An 18,346-nucleotide genomic window follows, 5' to 3' on the forward strand; every position below is an offset into this window, starting at 1 on the left:
GCTTTATACAAGTTTGCTAAGATGCTAAAAATTTTTAGGAGATTGATAAATGCAAAGACTAAGTATTTTACTTACAATTTTAATAATTATTAATATAACAGCTTGCGATAGCAAAACAGAAAATTACTACAAAAATCATCCTAGCGAAGCAAAAGAAAAAGCAAAAGAATGCAAAGAAAGCGGAACTCTTAGCGAAGATTGTATTAATGCATTAGAAATTGGTATTAAGCCAACAAATGAAGAGAGTAAATACAGTCCAAACACACCAAAAAAATCTGATAATCAGATATTAGAAGCTTTAAAACAAAATGATTTAAAAAAAGAAAAAATCACAAAAGATATTAACCAAAGTTCAGAAAATAATGAAAGTATTATAATGCCGCCCATAGCAGAAACACCTTCTGAAATTTATCCTTCCAAAACAACAGAAAACCATCAAAGTTCTATCTTTAGTGATGATATTAATATAACACAGGAAAAATTACCATGAAAATAACTCTTTTTTTAAGCCTTATTGGTATATTTTTTGCAGCATGCGAACAAACCAAAAGTGTAGAATATTATCAAAATCACCCTGAAGAAGCAAAAAAAAGAAGTTTAGAATGCAGGCACAAAGCTATCATCAGTCAAGATTGTGTTAATGCGTATAAGGTAGGTTTTCCAAAAGATGAATGGGAAAATGAAAATATCTCTAATCCTTAAAAGCTATAAAAGTTTCAAAATTTGCCCATTTAAAAATACTTTCTATTTTCTTAAAACCTGCCTTTTCTAGCATGTTTAAATTTTCTTTTTGACTATAAGGAATTAAAACATTTTCTAAGGCTTCTCTTTTAGCTGCAATTTCAAATTTAGAATAGCCTTGTTTTTCTTTGTAGTCTGCATAAAGTTCTATGATATTTTTAGACAAAAAAGCATCTTCATAAAGGATTTTTTCACTCATAATCAAAATGCCTTTAGGATTTAAATTTTTATAAATTTTATCAAGCAATTCCTGTCTTTTAGGAGGACGAATAAACTGCATGGTATAATTTGCCACAAAAACATCGCAAGTAAAAAAATCAAATTCGCATAAATTAGCTTCAAAAAAACTTATATCAAGTCCATAAGCTTTAGTTTTTGACTTTGCAACTTCAAGCATAGAAGCAGAATTATCCACGCCAAAAAGTTTAAAATCCTTTCTTAGATTTGCCAACAAAATCAAAAAATTAGCACTTGAACAGCCCAAATCACAAATACTTGCATTTGCAAGTAAAATTTTAGCCAATAAATTAGCACAAAGTTCTAAATTTTCCCTATAAAATGGTACAGAACGATTAATCATATCATCAAAAACACTAGCCACGCTTTTATCAAATTCAAATTGTTTTTTAGGGCTTTGTTTAAAAAGTTCATCTTTCATCATTTTTCCTTAATAATTCTCTAGCTTGTTCTATGTCTTTGGCAATTTGATTTTTAAGTTTTTTTAGATCTTGAAATTTCTGATTCTCTCTTAGAAAAGATATAAACTCAAGTTCGAAAAACTCCCCTTGTGTGAAATTTTCACCCAATTCCTCTAAAATATGACTTTCTATGGCAAAATTTTCATCGCTTGATCTTACACCTAAAAAACTCACACTTTTATAAATATTTTTTTGGCTTTTTAACAAAGTAGCATAAACACCATTTTGAGGCAAAAAATAGCCTTTACAATCTAAATTTATAGTCGCAAAAAGTTCTTTAGAGCCCAAACCTTGTCCTTTAATCAACTTTCCTTTAATACTATAATCTCTTCCTAAAAATTCTTTTGCTTTTTGTAAATTTGCTTTTGATAAAAAATCCTTAATTAAACTTGCATGAACACCTACTCCGCCTATACTAAATTCATCAACTATTATAGTTTTTATCCCACTTAAAGACTCAATATCTTTAGCACTATAAGCCCTATTTTTCCCGAAAGAAAAATCATATCCCACTACTATAAATTTCAAATTGATAAATTCTTTTTTCAAAAAGCTTAAAAAATCTTTACCATCTAAAGATTTTATACTTTCAAAATCCACTTCTATAACTTTTTTTCCTGAAATTTCTTCTTTTTGACGATTTGAACAAAGAAATTGACCCTTAAATTTATTAATAACCAACAAAGCCCCATTCTCATCTAAACATTTTACAAGTTTTAGATGCCCTAAATGTATACCATCAAAACAACCTATAGCTAAAGAAGTAATATTAATTTTTGATATAGTAGTAAAAATATTCAACATTACCTTCCTTTCCTTTAATGCTTGATTTTTGCGTATTTTTTAAAAGCCAACCTAACTTAGCACATGCTTTTTCAAAATCCATTCTTGCCTTTAAGATTGCCTTGTCATCTTTTAAAACACCTTTTTTATCTCTTTTGATATTTTTTCCCACTTCAAACTGAGGTTTAAAAAGTAAAATAATTTCCTTTAAAGCTAAATTATCGATATAATAAAGTAAATTAATAAGAGAAATAAAACTCACATCACAAGTAACAAGTTCAAATTTTTCTTCACTTTTAAAGGCTCTAAGATCTGTATTTTCATGCAAGATAATTATTTCATTTGCTCTTAAACTTGGATGGAGTTGATTACTACCCACATCAAGAGTAGTGATTTTTAAAGCCTGATTTTCAAGTAAAATTTGCACAAAACCGCCCGTGCTAGATCCTATATCAAGACAATTTTTATGTTTTATTTCAATATCATTTTCTTCTAAAAAATTTTTTAATTTCAAAGCTGCTCTTGAAACATAAATTTCACTTAAAAGATCCAATTTTAACTCATTGGCTAAAAGTATATCTTCAAGATTTAAATCTTGCGTTTTTTTTAAATTTTCTAAAAAATTTTTCACATCAAAAGAAGCTTTAAAACTTTTACCATTAAGTAAAATCTCTTCATTTTCTATAAGCTCTAAAGCTTTATTTCTACTGATATTTAAACGCTTTGAAACAAAAAAATCAAATCTCATTTTAAACTCTCATTTATTCTTTTTTCCAAGTCTTCTTTTTCTTTAGAAAACCACCAAATTCCTATTTCAAAAGCATTTTTTTTAAAAATTTCTCTAAGATCTTTAAGATCTTTTTCAAAAAGATCTTTTTCTTTTTGAATTAAACTTAAGTTATTATCTTTTAAAAAATTAAAATTATTCATCCATAAAAGTATTTGTTCTTGTTCAGATTTTAAGGCATTATTTCTTTGCTCTTTTAAAAAATAACTTCCTAAAACCATGATAAAACATAAAAATAAAACAATTATTTTTATGTTTATTTTCAAAACAAAATTAAAAACAAAAGCCAAAAGAGAGCAAAACATAAAAAAATTAAAAAAATCAAAAATAAAATTTAAAGCTCTAAAGCTCAAATATCCAAAATGAGAAAAAATAAAAAGTTTTAAATTTGAAACAAAATACAAAAATTCAGATAAAAAATCAAAATAAACAAAAGAAGCACTCTTATAAGCAATGATTTTCCTAGAAAAAAGTTCTAAATTTAAAAGCTCATTGTAAGTAAAAAAAAGCCCATAAAATGCATAAAATAAAGCGGTAAAAAAACTAGCGATAACAACTATTCTAAAATCATTATAAGCATTATTTACAAATTGCAAATGCAATTCTTTTTTTAAAAATATCATCAATAAAGGCAAAATTATAAATATAAAAACTAAATCAATTTTTTCAAGATTTAAAAAATTTAAAAATAAAGAAACAAGTCCAAAAATCGCCAAGAAAAAACTAAAAATATAAAGATAAAAATCCCCCATACTAATACGATAAAACAAACTTCCCTTAATCAAAGTAGCTTCTTTTATAATATTTTTTCTAAGCTTTAAAAATAAAAAGAATTCCCAAAAAAGTGTTAAGAAAATAGGAATTAAAAAAAACAGAGAAAAAGCACTCCTTTGCCAAGTTAGCAAAAATCCAAAAAGGCTTAAAAGTGTTAAAATATAAGAACTATTCTTTAACAAGTTCATTAAAAGCACTTTCATCTATACATTTTACTTCAAGCTCTTTAGCCTTACTCAGCTTAGAACCTGCCTCTTCTCCAAAAAGCACATAGTCAGTCTTTTTAGAAACCGAACCACTTACCTTACCTCCAAGCTTTTCTATTAAAGCCTTAAACTCATCTCTTGGTCGTGAAAGAGTTCCTGTAATCACAAAAGTTTTACCAAAAATCACACTATCGCTTTTAATTTCAAGTTTTTCTATTTTTAAATTTAAAAGCCTGTAAAACTCATCAATTCTTGTATGATTAACACGCGTAAATTCGCAAAGACTTAAAGCCATTTGCTCCCCAAAACCTTCTAAATTGGCATAAGCTTCAAAGCTTTGCTTGTGCCACTCTTTACCAAAACTTAAGCTTAATTTTTTAGCCGCAACCTCGCCAATATGATCTATCCCTAAAGCTGTGATAAAACGAAAAAGCTCACATTCTCTTGCTTGTTCTATAGCATTTAAAAGATTGTTGATTTTCTTTTCTTTAAAGCCTTCCAAACCTTCAAAATCACTAAATTTTAAATGAAAAATACTCTCAAGTGTAGTGATTTTTTTGTGTTTATATAAAAGTTCTACTATATTTTCTCCAAGTCCGTCGATATTAAGACATTTTTTAGAAACAAAATGAATGATAGAATTTACAAGTCTATCCTCACAATCTATATTTTGACATTTTATTAAAGTTCCTTCATCTAAAAGCTCACTTTGGCAAGTAGGACAAAGTTTAGGGCGTAAAATTTCCATCTCTAAACCTTCTCTACGCTCTTTAAAAACCTTAGTAATTTTAGGGATAACATCGCCACTTCTTATCACGCTTACAAAATCATTGATTTTAACATCAAGTCTTGCAATTTCATCAAAATTATGAAGTGTGGCTGATTTTACTACAACCCCATCTAAATTTACAGGTTCTAAAACCGCCACAGGAGTGATCACTCCACTTCTTCCCACTTGTAAATTTACGCCTATTAAACGCGTGGTTTTTTCAAGTGCAGGAAATTTAAAAGCTGCCATAAATTTTGGAAATTTTACCGTATAGCCTAATTCTTCACAAAGCGCAAGATCATCAACTCTTACCACCATTCCATCCATCATCATAGGCTTTTTTTCTCTTAAAGCTAAAAGCTCATCATAAGCTTTTAAAACCTCATCTAAATTAGCGCAAAGTCTTACAAAATCATCCTTTAAAAAACCAAGCTCTCTGATAAATTGCATCACCTCGCTGTGTTTAGTAAAATTTAAGGTATTTTCCCCTACTCCCCAAGGATAAAATTTCAAATTTCTTTCTTTAGTGATGCTTGTATCAAGCTGCCTTAAACTCCCGCTTGCAGCATTGCGTGGATTAGCAAATAAACTTTGATTTAAAAGAGCTCTTTTTTCGTTGATTTTCTCAAAATCATCTTTTAAAATCACCACTTCTCCACGAATTTCTATCCTTTCTTTATAGGCTATATTTTTAGGTATATTTTCTATCTCAAAAACATTAAGTGTTATATCCTCGCCCACTTCGCCATCACCTCTAGTGGCACCGCTTACTAATTTACCATTTTCATAAAGTAAATTTAAACTCGCTCCGTCAAATTTAGGCTCTATAAAAAAGTTTTTTTCACATTTTGTGCGTTTTGCCCAAGCCCTAAGCTCACTCTCATCAAACACATCTTCCATCGACCACATACGCTTTAAATGAGCTATTTTTTTAAACTCGCTTTGTATAGTAGGAGCTATTTTTTGCGTTGGAGAGTCTTTTGAAATTTCATCTTTATTTTGTTCTTCAAAAACTCTTAATTCTCTGATTAAAGCATCGTATTCTTCATCGCTAGCCAAGGGTTCATCTTTTTCATAATATGCCCTCATCCACAAATTTGCTAAAGCAACTTTTTCTAAATACTCTTCTTTTTTCATCTAAACTCCTATATTGTCCATTGCCTGTGCTAAAGCAAAAAGTTGTTTGTGCTCGTATAAATCATGCACTCTTATAATACTAGCACCATTTTCAAAAGCCTTTAAATGCAAATACAAAGTTCCTGCTAAACGATCTTTAATCTCGCTTTGAAAATACGCATTAATCACACTTTTGCGACTCGCACCTATAAGTAAAGGTTTATTAAATTGCAAAAAATGTTCTAAGTGTTTGATTAAAATCATATTATGCTCCGCACTCTTTCCAAAACCAATACCTACATCTAAAATACTTTCTTTTACTCCAAAACTTTCTAAAAGTTCAAGTTTTTCTTTAAAAAACAAAGTCATCTCATCGAGTAAATCTTCATAAAAAGGATTATCTTGCATGTTATTTGGATTGTTTTGCATGTGCATTAAGCAATATTTTGCCTCATATTTACTTGCAAGTTTGGCTAGATTAAGATTTCTTAAACTTGTAATATCATTTATAAGTTTAAAACCCTTATTTAAAGCATATTCTAGACAATATTCATCAAAACTATCTAAACTAAAAATCGCTTTTTCGTGATAATTTTTCTCATAAATTAAGTCAAGTACTTTTTTTAGTCTTTTAAATTCCTCTTCCTTGCCACAATACTCACTCCCAGGTCTTGAACTAACCGCACCTATATCGATATACTCAGGCCTTAAAGCAAGAAAGTCATTAAGCCTTTTTTCAAAGTCTTCTTCACTCACACGACTTTTTGCATTAAAACTGTCTTCATTAACATTAATCACTGCCATAAGCTCAGCTTTTTTTGTTTTTAAAAAATCTTTTTGCAAAAAAAGAGCCAAATTTTTAAGTCCAAAATCTTGAAGTTTTTCTTTAGCAATAAGTTTTTGAATTTGTTCTTTACTTGCCATTAAAAGTGCATTTGAATGAGTGATTTTTGCGGTAATTATTTCTTTATGGGTAATGAGCTCAGCTCCTACTCTTAAGGCATCTTGTTTTAAAATATTTGCTGCAGGAGTAGAAATATCTTTGATAAAAATAAAATGAATTTTTGTTTTTTTACTCATAATCTTTTGCCCCATTTTATGAGGGTTTATAAAAGAGCAAAGTAAATTAAAATCGGTATTTGGATTGATTTTAAAAAATTTCATTTTATTTCTTTGTATAGTAATTTAGCAAAAGAGTAGCCAAAAGCACCCCACTTTTAGAATTTAATCTTGCAAGCTCATAGCTTTCATAAAAAAACTCTAATTCTTCAGCGTTAAAATCTTTATATTTCACACATTCTTTAGCAAGTAATGCAATTTGATCCATAAGTTCATTTTTATCCAAATTTTCATTTTTTTGCAAAAAATCAAAAAGCATTCTTAAATCCATTCTTTTAAGATCCAAATCAAGTTTTTTAACTTCCTTTTCAACTTTTCTTTTTTCACAAATAAGACGTGATTTTATAGTAGGCAAAAGTAAATTTTTAGAAGGTACCACGATAAGAAATTTAATATTTTTTGGAGGTTCTTCAAGAAGTTTAAGTAAAAAATTTTGTGCTTCTATCCTATAAGAATCCGCCATTAAAACAATAATTTTTTCTTCAGTTTCTGCGATATAGCTTTCTTTTTCAACTGCTCTTGCATCATCAAGTAAAAATTCATTTTGTGGCATAAAAAATCTTAATTTTTTAATACCAAAATTATTAATCATTTCTTCTTTAATACCTAAAAAATCTTCACTGATAATAATCTTACTAATAAACAAAATATTTATCCTAATTGCACCTTGGAAAATAATATTGCATCCAAACTTACATCAAAAAGTTGATATAAACTAATAAGCTTGATATCCAAGTCTTTATCTTTAGAATTTAAATAAAAACTATCTTGTAACTGCTCATCAAAAAGCCACAATAAACTATCATCTCTTGATTTAGCGATTAAAGATTTATTATCAGAAGCACTTCCTATATAAAAATACACATAACCATTAGGAAAAGAAATGTCAAGCAAGTCATTAAGTAAAGCTATATCTTCTGAACTTTGTACTTTCTTCTTGCATAAAGAATTTAACGACACAAAAGGAAGCATAGGACGAGCGGCTTTTGAATTTATATTTTTTAAAAAATACTCTTCATACCAAGATCTTTGTTCATCGCACATTAAGACAAAAGTGCGTCCTTCTAAAAGATATTTAAGTCTTGCAGCCATCAAAGGAGCCCATTCTAAACGACGCGACTCCAACCATGCCATAAAAGCTCCGCCATTGCGGATATTTTCAAGAGTAAAACTTAAAAAATCACTCATTTATTTATCAAGTCCATAGCACTCATGTAGTGCTCTAACTGCAAGTTCTCCGTATTTTTCATGAACTATCATCGAAATTTTAATTTCGCTAGTAGAAATCATACCGATATTAATCCCCTCATCAGCTAAAGCTTTAAAAGCTTTACTTGCCACTCCTGAATGTGATTTCATGCCTACGCCGACTATAGAAACTTTTACTACAGCACTATCACTTTCTATAGTTGTTTTTGAGCTTAAAATTTTTTGCATAGCATTTTTGGCTAATTCAAGTTCATTTTGAGGAACCGTAAAACCCAAATTTGTAGCGCCATCAACTCCAACATTTTGTATAATCATATCTACATTAATATTTTCATTTGCTAAAACAGAAAAAATTTCAGCTGCGATTCCAGGCTTATCTTCTACATTTCTTAAAGTCACTCTTGCTTGATTTTTATCCAAAGCAATACCACTTACTAAAGCTTGTTCCATTCCATCTTCCTTTGTTATCATTGTTCCTTCGTTATTGTTAAAACTACTTCTAGTTACTAAGTTAACATTTAATTTTTTTGCAAGCTCTACAGAGCGATTTTGCAAAACTTTTGCACCCAAACTTGCAAGTTCAAGCATTTCTTCATAAGAAATTTTATCTAATTTCTTTGCCTTTGGTTCAATTCTTGGATCTGTTGTATAAACCCCATCAACATCGGTATAAATTTCACACAAATCCGCATTTAAGGCACCTGCTACTGCCACAGCACTTAAATCGCTTCCGCCACGCCCTAAAGTAGTTACATTACCTTCCTCATCTACACCTTGAAAACCCGCTATAACGACTATTTTACCATTTTGAAGTTCTGATTTTATCGCTTTTGTATCAATATGATGAATTCTTGCCTTTGTAAAAACACTATCTGTAATAATTCCTGCTTTTCTCCCAGAAAATGATATAGCAGGATAACCCTTTTCATTTAAAGCAATAGAAAGTAAAGCGCTTGTTACACGCTCTCCGCTACTTAAAAGCATATCCATATCTTTACCATTAGGAGTTTTACTAAAATATTCAGCTTGCTCGATAAGAGTATTTGTCACCCCACTCATTGCAGATACTACAACAACAAGTTGATTACCCTGTTGCGCACTCTGAATAACCCTATTGGCTACTGCTTCGATACGCTCAAGTGTTCCAACGCTTGTTCCACCATATTTTTGAACTATAAGCATTTTAGATATAACCTTTCTCTTCAAAATATTTGATCACTTTAACATAAATATTTTTTTTGAAATGATTAATCATTTCAAAAATTTGTTTAACACTCACAAATTGATAATCATCAAATTCAGGATGCTTGGTATTGATATTGATTGTAGCACTGTGCTTTAAACGCACTAAAAAATATTTTTGAATCTGTCCATCATAAGGATACATTTTTTTAACAATTTTACTTGGAAAATCATAACTCAACCATTCTGGATACTCAGCAATGATTTCAACCTCATCGGTGCCTATTTCTTCTTTTAGTTCTCTAAATAAAGCGTTTTTGACACTTTCACCTTTATCAATACCTCCTTGTGGAAATTGCCAAATATTATCCATATCACTTCTTCTAGCTATAAAAATCTTACACTCAAAAGGATAAGAACTTGACAAAATAACAGCTGCAACATTTGGTCTATAATTTTTCTCGTTTTCCACAATATTTTTCCTTAATTTAAAGGAAATAATTTTAACCTAAATCAAATCAAATTTTTATTAAAATACATTAAAAAAATTTAATAAAATATTTTAGGGTTTTTATGCATTTTTATATCCATATTCCATTTTGTGAAAGCAAATGTAATTATTGTGCTTTTACAAGTTTGAAAAAAAATGATTATGAAAAAGCCTATTTTAAGGCTTTAAAAGAAGATATTATTTTTCAATTAAAACAATTTAACATTCAATCAAATCAAATTAAAACCTTATTCATAGGCGGAGGAACACCAAGTTGTGTTGATGCGTATAATTATGAAGATATTTTTAAAATTTTATATCCTTTACTAGATAAAAATGTAGAAATTTCATGCGAAGCTAATCCCAACTCAGCAACATTAAATTGGCTTAAAAATATGAAAAATCTAGGAGTTAATCGCATTTCTTTTGGAGCTCAAAGTTTTCATCCTAAAAAACTTCACTTTCTTGGAAGAATTCATAATCAAGAAATGATTATCAAAGCATTAGAAAACGCAAATAAAATAGGTTTTAAAAATATCAATTTAGATCTTATTTATGATACAAAATTAGACAATAAAAAAATGCTTGAATTTGAACTCTTATACTTAAAACAAATCAAGGCTTTAATCACACACCTTAGTGCTTATAATTTAACCATAGAATCAAACACAGCCTTTGCCAAAAAAGAACACTTTAAAAAAAATGCTCCTAATTTAATGAAATTTTTCATCAAACAACTCCTAGAACTTGACTTTTTTCAATATGAAATCAGTAATTTTTCAAAAACCAAAGCCCAAATTTGCAAACATAATCTTGCTTATTGGCAAGGAAAAAACTACCTAGCTTGTGGATTAAGTGCGGTAGGATTTTATGAAAACAAGCGTTTTTATACAGCAAAAAATTTAAAAAATTACATAGAAAATCCCACTTTTAGATCTATAGAGCAGCTAAGTTTTAAAGACTTGAATTTAGAACACCTATTTTTAGGACTTAGAAGTATAGTAGGGATTGATGAAACAAAACTCAATCAATGGCAAAAAGACAAAATAAATATATTATTAAAAGAAAAAAAACTTTTTTACAAAAATAAAAGATATTTTAATCCTAATTTTCTCATTAGCGACGAACTTGCTTTATATCTCTCATCTTAAATTTAAGTTTTTTAAGTAAAATATTTATTTAAAATATCAAATCAAAGAGTAATGATTAATGAGTTTTGGTGAAATTATAGTTATTTTAGTTGTAGCGATTTTAGTCTTAGGGCCTGATAAACTTCCAGAAGCTATAGTACAAATAGCAAAAATTCTAAAAGCTGTAAAACGCAACATAGATGATGCAAAATCAAGCATAGAAAAAGAAATACGCATCAATGACTTAAAAGAAGAAGCTAAGAAATACAAAGATGAATTTTCAAGCACTAATGAAAACATACGCAAAAAACTCAGTTTTGAAGAATTTGATGACCTTAAAAGAGATATTTTAGATAAAACAAAGGTGGATTTAACCTTTGATAGCAGAGATGATAACACAAAAAATAACCTTAGCGGACAAAATTTAAATACAGAAGAAAAACCAAATCTTAGCAAATTAGAAACACAAGATAAAACGGAAAAATAAATGTTTGAAGAATTAAGACCTCATTTAGTAGAACTTAGAAAACGCCTTTTTATAAGCGTTGCTTGCATTGTAGTTATGTTTATTGTATGTTTTGCTCTACGAAGCTATATCTTAGATATTCTAAAAGCTCCACTTATAGCTGTTTTGCCCGAAGTAGCCAAACATGTGAATGTAATTGAAGTACAAGAAGCCTTATTTACTGCAATGAAAGTTAGTTTTTTTGCAGCCTTTATCTTTTCTTTACCTGTAATTTTTTGGCAATTTTGGAAATTTGTAGCTCCGGGACTTTACGATAATGAAAAACGCCTTGTGGTGCCTTTTGTTAGTTTTGCAAGCATTATGTTCGCCTTAGGGGCTTGTTTTTGTTATTTTGTTGTAGTGCCTTTGGCTTTTAAATTTTTGATTAATTTTGGTTTAAATGAAGATTTTAATCCTGTGATTACCATAGGAACTTATGTAGATTTTTTTACAAAAGTTGTTGTGGCTTTTGGCTTAGCTTTTGAAATGCCTGTAATTGCCTTTTTCTTTGCTAAAATCGGGCTTATAGATGATAGTTTTTTAAAACGCCATTTTCGCATAGCTGTTTTAGTTATTTTTGTTTTTTCAGCCTTTATGACTCCACCTGATGTTTTATCTCAATTTTTAATGGCAGGACCACTTTGTGGACTTTATGGACTTTCTATTTTAATTGTTCAAAAGGTAAATCCTGCCCCAAAAGATAAAGAAAGTGATGAATAAAGACTTACTTCTTTCAAGCTATGATTACACTCTAGCTAATGAACTCATAGCTAACTATCCTGCAAATCCGAAAGAAGATGCTAGGCTTTTGGTTTTTGATCGCAAAAACAAAGAAATTTTTCACACTACTTTTAAAAATTTACAAGACTTTTTACCCAACTGCGCGATTTTTTTCAATGATACTAAAGTTATTAAAGCAAGAATTTATGGCAATAAAGCAAGCGGAGGAAAAATAGAGCTTTTCTTACATCAACCTTTTTTAAATTCTCACAATCCACTTTTTCTAGCTCAAATTAAAGGGCGTGTTAAAAAAGATGAAATCTTATATTTTAAAGAGGATTTAAAAGCGCGCGTTGTAAAACTTTTAGATGATGGTCTTCGAAAAGTTCAATTTTTTCAAAATGATAAAACCTTAGACACCTCAAATCTTTACAACCTGCTTGACAAGATAGGACATATACCCTTGCCTCCTTATATTAAAAGGGAGGATGAAAAAAGTGATTTGAAAGATTATCAAAGTATCTTTGCAAAAAATTTAGGCGCGGTAGCTGCTCCAACTGCAAGTTTACATTTTAGTGAGACTATGCTTGAAAATTTAAGAAAAAAACACGAAATTTATCATTTAACTTTACATGTAGGAGCTGGAACCTTTAAAAGCGTGGAATGTGAAAATATACAAGAGCATAAAATGCATAGCGAATTTTTTAATATTCCGCAGCAAGCATGTGAAATTATAGATTCAAAACAAGCTATTTTAGGCGTAGGAACAACGGTAACAAGAACTATAGAATATTATGCAAGAACTAAAACAAAAAATGGTTTTTGCGATCTTTTTTTACACCCGCAAAATCCACCTATAAGACAAAATCATCTTTTGACCAATTTTCATTTACCAAAATCTACTCTTATCATGCTAGTTTCAGCTTTTATCGGTAGAGAACAGTGTTTAAAACTTTATGAACTTGCCATAAAAGAAAAATATCGCTTTTACTCTTATGGCGATGCGATGTTAATCTTGTGATTTTTCTTTAAAATTTATTGCTATTTTAGCTTGAAGTTTTAGCCAATCTTTTTGAAGCATGATAGGAAAACCACCATAAACGCGCCCACCTTCTAAATTTTTACTCACACCGCCTCTTGCAGCTATAGTACTAAAATCGCCTATTTTTAAATGTCCACTCGTTGCGCTTTGACCACCCATAATAACATTGCGTCCTAACTCACTTGAACCTGAAATTCCAGTTTGTGCTACAATGATACAATTTTGACCTATATTGCAATTATGTCCGATTTGAACTAGATTGTCTACCTTAGTACCTGCTTTGATAATAGTACTATCAAAAACTGCTCTATCTATAGTTGTACAAGCCCCCACTTCTACAAAATCTTCTAAAATCACATTGCCATTATGATAAATTTTATAATGTTCGCCGTTTTTATTGTGCGCATAACCAAAACCATCGCTTCCTATTACACAATTAGCAAGCAAATGACATTTTTTACCAATTTTAGTGTCATTATAAATCACTACATTAGGATGGATAATACTCTCATCGCCAATGCTGACATTATCGCCTATATAAGCTCCTGCCATAATGATTACATTTTCACCTATATTTACATTATCACCTATATAGACATTAGGCATAATTCTTGCGCTTTTTGCGATATTTTGCACTTTTTCTTTAGCTGTGCTTATCAAAGGCTTAGCAAAAAGCTTGCTTAAAAAAGCAAAATTCAAATGTGGATTTTGAGTAATCAAAGCTTTAGTGTCCTTAGGTACTAAATTTTCATATTCTTTAGATACTAAAATAGCAGCAGCTCCTGTGTGAGGTATATCTTTAGTATTTTTCTCACCATCACAATAAGTAAGCTCTGTAAAATTTGCTTTCAATAAAGAATTTAAAGCACTGATTTCTATATCCTCACCTTTATACTCTAAGCTTAAAAATTCTGCTATTTCACTTAATTTCATTTAATCTCCATCAAAACAGATCCACTGCGAACTATATCACTAGGATTGTATTTTTTAATTGTTTTTAAAAAATTATCAATGCGATTTGCATCATCAGCAACCATTAAAAACAAAAAATTCTCATTACTATTTGCAATAGTACCATTATAAGCTTTCAAAACGGCATCAAGTCCACCTAAATTTTCATTTAAAGGAATTTTCACCAAAGCCATTTCTTTGTCAATAAATTCTTCACTTTCTATCACTTTATAAGTAGGAATAAGCTTATGAAGTTGTTTGACTATCTGCTCAAAAGTTCTTTCATTTCCTGAAGTAACTATATTAATACGCGAAAATTCTTTATTTTCCAAAGGTGCTACTGTAAGCGAGTCAATATTATAACCTCTTCCTGAAAAAAGTCCTACTATACGAGATAAAACCCCATGCTCATTTAAAACAATTACCGATAAAACCCTTCTCATTGTCTATCCTTTGCCTTTGGTAAAATCATATTATAAATCGCACCTCCTGCAGGCACCATAGGTAAAACATCTTCAAAGCGATCAATTTTTACATTTAAAAGAGAGGTTTTATCGCTTTTTAAAGCTTGGCTAAAAGCTTGAATGAATTCTTCTTTGTTTGAAATTTCATAACCTTCGCAACCAAAACCTTGAGCAATTTTGATAAAATCAGGCTGAGTGCTTAAATCTGTTTGTGAAAAATGCTCTTTATAAAACATACTTTGCCATTGTCTTACCATACCTAAAAAGGCATTATTTAAAATAATATTTATAGTTTTTATACCATACTCATGAGCAGTCATAAGCTCTTGGATATTCATTAAAACCGATCCATCACCTACGAAATTAATCACCACTTCTTCATCCACAGCAAGCTTTGCACCCAAAGCAGCAGGTAAAGAATATCCCATAGTTCCTTGTCCTCCACTTGTTGCAAGCTGTCTTGGATAATTAAAAGGATAAAACTGCGCTACCCACATTTGATGCTGACCCACATCGGTAATAATCCTTGCATCTGGAGCCATTTTCGCACATTCTTCAATCACCCATTGCGGTTTTAAAATCTCATTGCTATCTTCATAAGAAAGCGGATAAAGTTCATTATAACGCTTTAAAGTTTCGTGCCATTCTTTAAAAGTTGTGTTGAAATTTTCCTTTTTAAGCTCTTCTAAAAGCTCTTTAAGAACTTCTTTAATATCTCCTACTATAGGATAATGCGCATTGATAATCTTTGAAATAGAACTAGGATCAATATCAACATGAACTATAGTCGCATGTTTGGCAAATTCACTTGTTTTTCCTGTAATCCTATCATCAAATCTCGCTCCTACACTCACAAGCAAATCACACTCACTTAAAGCCATATTAGCAGCATAGCTTCCATGCATGCCTGCCATTTTGAGATTAAAAACATCATCACTTCTTAAAGTTCCAAGCGCCATCAAGGTTTCAACTGCTGGAATTTTTGTAAATTTTACAAGCTCTCTGATTTGCTCACTTGCATTAGAACTGATACAACCTCCACCCAAGTAAAATAAAGGTCTTTTTGCTTCTTTTAAAAGCTCTGCAAATTTTTTAATTTGCTTTGAGTTACCCTTATAAACAGGCTTATAAGTTTTCATAGAAATTTCTTTAGGATATTCCCAAAGTCCCAAAGTTGCACTTACATCTTTTGGCACATCTATATGCACAGGCCCAGGTCTACCACTCCTTGCTATATAAAAAGCCTCTTTTAAAATGCGTGGAAATTCTTCTATACAAGTAACTAAATAATTATGCTTCACACAAGGTCTTGAAATACCTACTGCATCAATTTCTTGAAAAGCATCTGTGCCAATAAGAGAATTTGCCACCTGCCCTGAAATCAATATTAAAGGGATAGAATCACTATAAGCCGTAGCTAGGCCTGTAATAGTATTTGTAAAACCTGGTCCGCTTGTAACTATAGCCACGCCAACTTCTCCGCTCATTCTTGCGTAAGCATCAGCAGCATGCAAAGCCGCTTGTTCATGACGCACTAAAATATGTTTAAAATACTTTTGATTGTAAATTTCATCATAAATATTAAGCGCAGCGCCTCCAGGATAGCCAAAAACAATTTTAACATTTTCTTCTTTTAAAGCCTCGCAAATCATTGCTGAACCGCTTAACTCTTTCATAATAACACTCCAAAAAATTATTGTAAAAGCTCTTTAAGTGCTAAATTAAGTCTTTTACCATCAACACTCGCACCTAATTTTATTTTAGCTTCTTTCATCACCAAACCTTGTTCTTTTAGTGAACTTACGCCCAATTCTTCTATAAGTTGTTTTAAGGCTAAAGTTAACTCCTCATCACTTAGTTGTTTAGGCAGATAAATTTCAAAAAGACTTATTTCATTTTGTTCTTTTTGTGCTAAATCTTCACGATTTGCCTTAAGATAAAGTTCGATTGCGTCTTTGCGTTTTTTGATTTCACTTGCAATGATTTTATAAATTCTTTCATTATCTAATTCTATTCTTTCATCCACTTCTATTTGCTTAAAAGCTGCATTTAGAGTTCTTAAACTATCTCTTTTAAAATCATCTTTTTGTTTCATTGCCTCTTTGATATCGTTTAAAATTTGTTCTTTTAAAGTCATTTTTTTCCTTTTTAGTTAAAATTACAAGCTTTAAGATTTAAACCAAAACCTTCTAAGCCTATATAGTCTTTATCACAACTTTGAGATAAAAGTTTAATTTCTTCTATACCAAAATATCTTAAAATCTGTGCTCCTATACCATAGTTTTTGTATTGAGTAGTACTGGATTTTTCTCCTTGCATGAAAACTATAACGCCACCATTTTCACTAAGAAATTTGATTTGCTCTAAAAGTTTTGAAAATTTATCTGAAGTTAAAAGCTCAAAATCACTACCACTGATATGAAATTTAACATTTTCGCATTTTTTGATATCTTTAAAGCAAAAAGCTATGTGTTGGGTTTGATTATGATCGCTAAAGATAAATTTTTCTGCTTTAAAACCTGCTAAAACACTTTGACTTTTTTCTTCAAGCTTAATAAGGCTTTCATGTTTTAGGCGATATTCTATAAGATCGCTTACGGCTATCATATTTAAATCATGTTTTTGGCAAAAAATTTCTAGATCTTCTCTTCTTGCCATATCTCCATTATCTTTTACAATTTCACAAATCACACAAGCACCTTTTAATCCTGCTAATTTACAAAGATCAACCGTGCCTTCTGTATGACCTGTGCGTTCTAAAACCCCACCTTTTTTTGCGATTAAAGGATTGATATGCCCTGGTCTTACAAAATCACTCGCTTTAGCATTATCATCGGCAAAAATTTGTATAGTCATATTTCTTTCATAGGCGCTAACTCCCGTTGTAGCATCTTTTGCATCTACGGTTATAGTAAAAGCAGTTTCGTGGTTTGAAGTATTTTTAGGAACCATTAAAGGAAGTTCAAATTTTTTTGCTAAAGCTTCATCTAAGGCTACACAAACCACACCACGAGCTTCTTTTATCATGAAATTTACTTTTTCTTGGGTGCTAAATTGCGCAGGAAAGATTAAATCACCTTCATTTTCTCTATCTTCTGCATCTACCATAACAAGCATTTTTCCTGCTTGCAAATCCTTAATCGCTTGTTCTATGCTAACAAATTTCATCTTTATTTCCTTAAAATTTTTAAAATTATAACTTAAATTGCTTGACAAATAAATTAAAATTCATTATAATCACATTTTTAAAAAAATATTTATTGGGGTATCGCCAAGCGGTAAGGCAACAGGTTTTGGTCCTGTCATTCAGGGGTTCGAATCCCTTTACCCCATCCACTTCTTATTTTATATTTCAAATATCTTATATGCCGCGAAGTAGAGCAGTGGTTAGCTCGTCGGGCTCATAACCCGAAGGTCGGGAGTTCAAATCTCCCCTTCGCAACCAAATGTATTAATCTTCAATCCTCTTCACTTCTTTTTAATCGTCTTAAAATGATTTAAAATGATTTATTGTTAATCTTAGCTGAGTTTTTAAAATACTTTAAAAGAATGATTGCAATCTAAAAAGAGTTTAACAACCTTAAAAACATCCATCCCAATAATTTTAAAATTATTAGGATGAAATTTTTAACAAGTAGGAGAGTAAAAACTAATTAAACT

The 18,346-nt window shown here is 30.2% G+C and carries 20 protein-coding genes, 2 tRNA genes and 1 pseudogene; 8 read left to right on the forward strand and 15 right to left on the reverse strand.

Going from position 1 to position 18,346, the window contains the following annotated elements:
- Positions 1-49 precede the first annotated feature (49 nt).
- Both AJN69_RS00190 and AJN69_RS00195 read left to right on the forward strand, forming a co-directional pair.
- Positions 50-490, forward strand: a complete 441-nt coding sequence (locus AJN69_RS00190) for an EexN family lipoprotein (RefSeq protein ID WP_070248223.1) — start codon at positions 50-52, stop codon at positions 488-490.
- Positions 481-702 carry an EexN family lipoprotein gene (locus AJN69_RS00195; RefSeq protein WP_072225837.1) on the forward strand — a complete coding sequence of 74 codons (222 nt, stop codon included), beginning with the start codon at positions 481-483 and terminating at the stop codon, positions 700-702. Before AJN69_RS00190 ends, AJN69_RS00195 begins: the two co-directional genes overlap by 10 nt.
- Here AJN69_RS00195 and cmoA read toward each other — a convergent pair.
- The 10 genes from cmoA to AJN69_RS00245 are packed head-to-tail and all read right to left on the reverse strand — an operon-like array spanning position 692 to position 9,856.
- Entirely contained in the window at positions 692-1,402 is a 711-nt protein-coding gene (gene cmoA, locus AJN69_RS00200; RefSeq protein ID WP_072225838.1) for a carboxy-S-adenosyl-L-methionine synthase CmoA, read from the reverse strand. The two genes, AJN69_RS00195 and cmoA, sit on opposite strands and share 11 nt — an antisense overlap.
- On the reverse strand, positions 1,389-2,243 hold the full coding sequence (locus tag AJN69_RS00205; protein ID WP_070233256.1) for a bifunctional riboflavin kinase/FAD synthetase: 855 nt from the start codon (positions 2,241-2,243) through the stop codon (positions 1,389-1,391). The genes cmoA and AJN69_RS00205 overlap by 14 nt, the downstream gene beginning before the upstream one ends.
- On the reverse strand, positions 2,209-2,970 hold the full coding sequence (locus AJN69_RS00210; protein WP_002880301.1) for a TlyA family RNA methyltransferase: 762 nt from the start codon (positions 2,968-2,970) through the stop codon (positions 2,209-2,211). Before AJN69_RS00210 ends, AJN69_RS00205 begins: the two co-directional genes overlap by 35 nt.
- Positions 2,967-3,971: a hypothetical protein gene (locus AJN69_RS00215; RefSeq protein ID WP_079264392.1), complete on the reverse strand. Its 1,005-nt coding sequence runs from the start codon at positions 3,969-3,971 to the stop codon at positions 2,967-2,969. Before AJN69_RS00215 ends, AJN69_RS00210 begins: the two co-directional genes overlap by 4 nt.
- Positions 3,952-5,895, reverse strand: coding sequence for an NAD-dependent DNA ligase LigA (gene ligA, locus AJN69_RS00220; RefSeq protein ID WP_070287736.1), 1,944 nt, complete (start codon positions 5,893-5,895; stop codon positions 3,952-3,954). Before ligA ends, AJN69_RS00215 begins: the two co-directional genes overlap by 20 nt.
- Positions 5,896-7,038, reverse strand: coding sequence for a dihydropteroate synthase (folP, locus tag AJN69_RS00225; protein ID WP_070243473.1), 1,143 nt, complete (start codon positions 7,036-7,038; stop codon positions 5,896-5,898). It abuts the gene before it with no gap.
- A 1-nt stretch (position 7,039) separates the two neighbouring features.
- On the reverse strand, positions 7,040-7,639 hold the full coding sequence (locus AJN69_RS00230; RefSeq protein WP_070252506.1) for a DNA polymerase III subunit delta': 600 nt from the start codon (positions 7,637-7,639) through the stop codon (positions 7,040-7,042).
- Between the two features lie 5 nt (positions 7,640-7,644).
- Entirely contained in the window at positions 7,645-8,181 is a 537-nt protein-coding gene (locus AJN69_RS00235) for a HobA family DNA replication regulator (protein ID WP_002861289.1), read from the reverse strand.
- Positions 8,182-9,384: an aspartate kinase gene (locus AJN69_RS00240; RefSeq protein WP_002854935.1), complete on the reverse strand. Its 1,203-nt coding sequence runs from the start codon at positions 9,382-9,384 to the stop codon at positions 8,182-8,184.
- A gap of 1 nt (position 9,385) precedes the next feature.
- Positions 9,386-9,856: an RNA pyrophosphohydrolase gene (locus AJN69_RS00245; RefSeq protein ID WP_044794063.1), complete on the reverse strand. Its 471-nt coding sequence runs from the start codon at positions 9,854-9,856 to the stop codon at positions 9,386-9,388.
- Positions 9,857-9,957: 101 nt separating this feature from the next.
- Here AJN69_RS00245 and hemW point away from each other — a divergent pair, with 101 nt between their 5' ends.
- From hemW to queA, 4 genes and pseudogenes are all read left to right on the forward strand, one after another.
- Entirely contained in the window at positions 9,958-11,025 is a 1,068-nt protein-coding gene (gene hemW / locus AJN69_RS00250; RefSeq protein WP_070248248.1) for a radical SAM family heme chaperone HemW, read from the forward strand.
- Positions 11,026-11,083: 58 nt separating this feature from the next.
- Positions 11,084-11,499: pseudogene (gene tatB / locus AJN69_RS00255) on the forward strand (Sec-independent protein translocase protein TatB).
- On the forward strand, positions 11,492-12,229 hold the full coding sequence (gene tatC, locus AJN69_RS00260) for a twin-arginine translocase subunit TatC (RefSeq protein WP_070248250.1): 738 nt from the start codon (positions 11,492-11,494) through the stop codon (positions 12,227-12,229). Before tatB ends, tatC begins: the two are co-directional and overlap by 8 nt.
- Positions 12,222-13,250: a tRNA preQ1(34) S-adenosylmethionine ribosyltransferase-isomerase QueA gene (gene queA, locus AJN69_RS00265; protein WP_070248252.1), complete on the forward strand. Its 1,029-nt coding sequence runs from the start codon at positions 12,222-12,224 to the stop codon at positions 13,248-13,250. The genes tatC and queA overlap by 8 nt, the downstream gene beginning before the upstream one ends.
- Here queA and lpxD read toward each other — a convergent pair.
- Genes lpxD through AJN69_RS00290 form a run of 5 tightly spaced genes read right to left on the reverse strand, consistent with a single transcriptional unit; the run spans position 13,239 to position 17,854 of the window.
- A complete protein-coding gene (gene lpxD / locus AJN69_RS00270) occupies positions 13,239-14,204 on the reverse strand; it encodes a UDP-3-O-(3-hydroxymyristoyl)glucosamine N-acyltransferase (RefSeq protein WP_053872440.1) in 966 nt (321 codons plus the stop codon). The genes queA and lpxD overlap by 12 nt on opposite strands.
- On the reverse strand, positions 14,201-14,665 hold the full coding sequence (ilvN, locus tag AJN69_RS00275; protein ID WP_002852211.1) for an acetolactate synthase small subunit: 465 nt from the start codon (positions 14,663-14,665) through the stop codon (positions 14,201-14,203). The genes lpxD and ilvN overlap by 4 nt, the downstream gene beginning before the upstream one ends.
- Entirely contained in the window at positions 14,662-16,362 is a 1,701-nt protein-coding gene (locus AJN69_RS00280; protein ID WP_070248254.1) for an acetolactate synthase large subunit, read from the reverse strand. The genes ilvN and AJN69_RS00280 overlap by 4 nt, the downstream gene beginning before the upstream one ends.
- Positions 16,363-16,379: 17 nt before the next feature.
- Positions 16,380-16,823 (reverse strand): GatB/YqeY domain-containing protein, encoded by a 444-nt coding sequence (locus AJN69_RS00285; protein WP_002852081.1) that lies wholly within the window; start codon positions 16,821-16,823, stop codon positions 16,380-16,382.
- 11 nt (positions 16,824-16,834) lie between these two features.
- Positions 16,835-17,854 carry a bifunctional 3,4-dihydroxy-2-butanone 4-phosphate synthase/GTP cyclohydrolase II gene (locus AJN69_RS00290; RefSeq protein WP_070248256.1) on the reverse strand — a complete coding sequence of 340 codons (1,020 nt, stop codon included), beginning with the start codon at positions 17,852-17,854 and terminating at the stop codon, positions 16,835-16,837.
- Between the two features lie 93 nt (positions 17,855-17,947).
- Here AJN69_RS00290 and AJN69_RS00295 point away from each other — a divergent pair.
- Positions 17,948-18,022 (forward strand) — tRNA-Gln (locus AJN69_RS00295).
- 33 nt (positions 18,023-18,055) lie between these two features.
- Positions 18,056-18,131: transfer RNA gene (locus tag AJN69_RS00300), tRNA-Met, on the forward strand.
- Positions 18,132-18,346 lie beyond the last annotated feature (215 nt).

The organism is Campylobacter sp. BCW_4338, from assembly GCF_001763255.1.
In the GTDB taxonomy this organism is placed as follows: domain Bacteria; phylum Campylobacterota; class Campylobacteria; order Campylobacterales; family Campylobacteraceae; genus Campylobacter_D; species Campylobacter_D jejuni.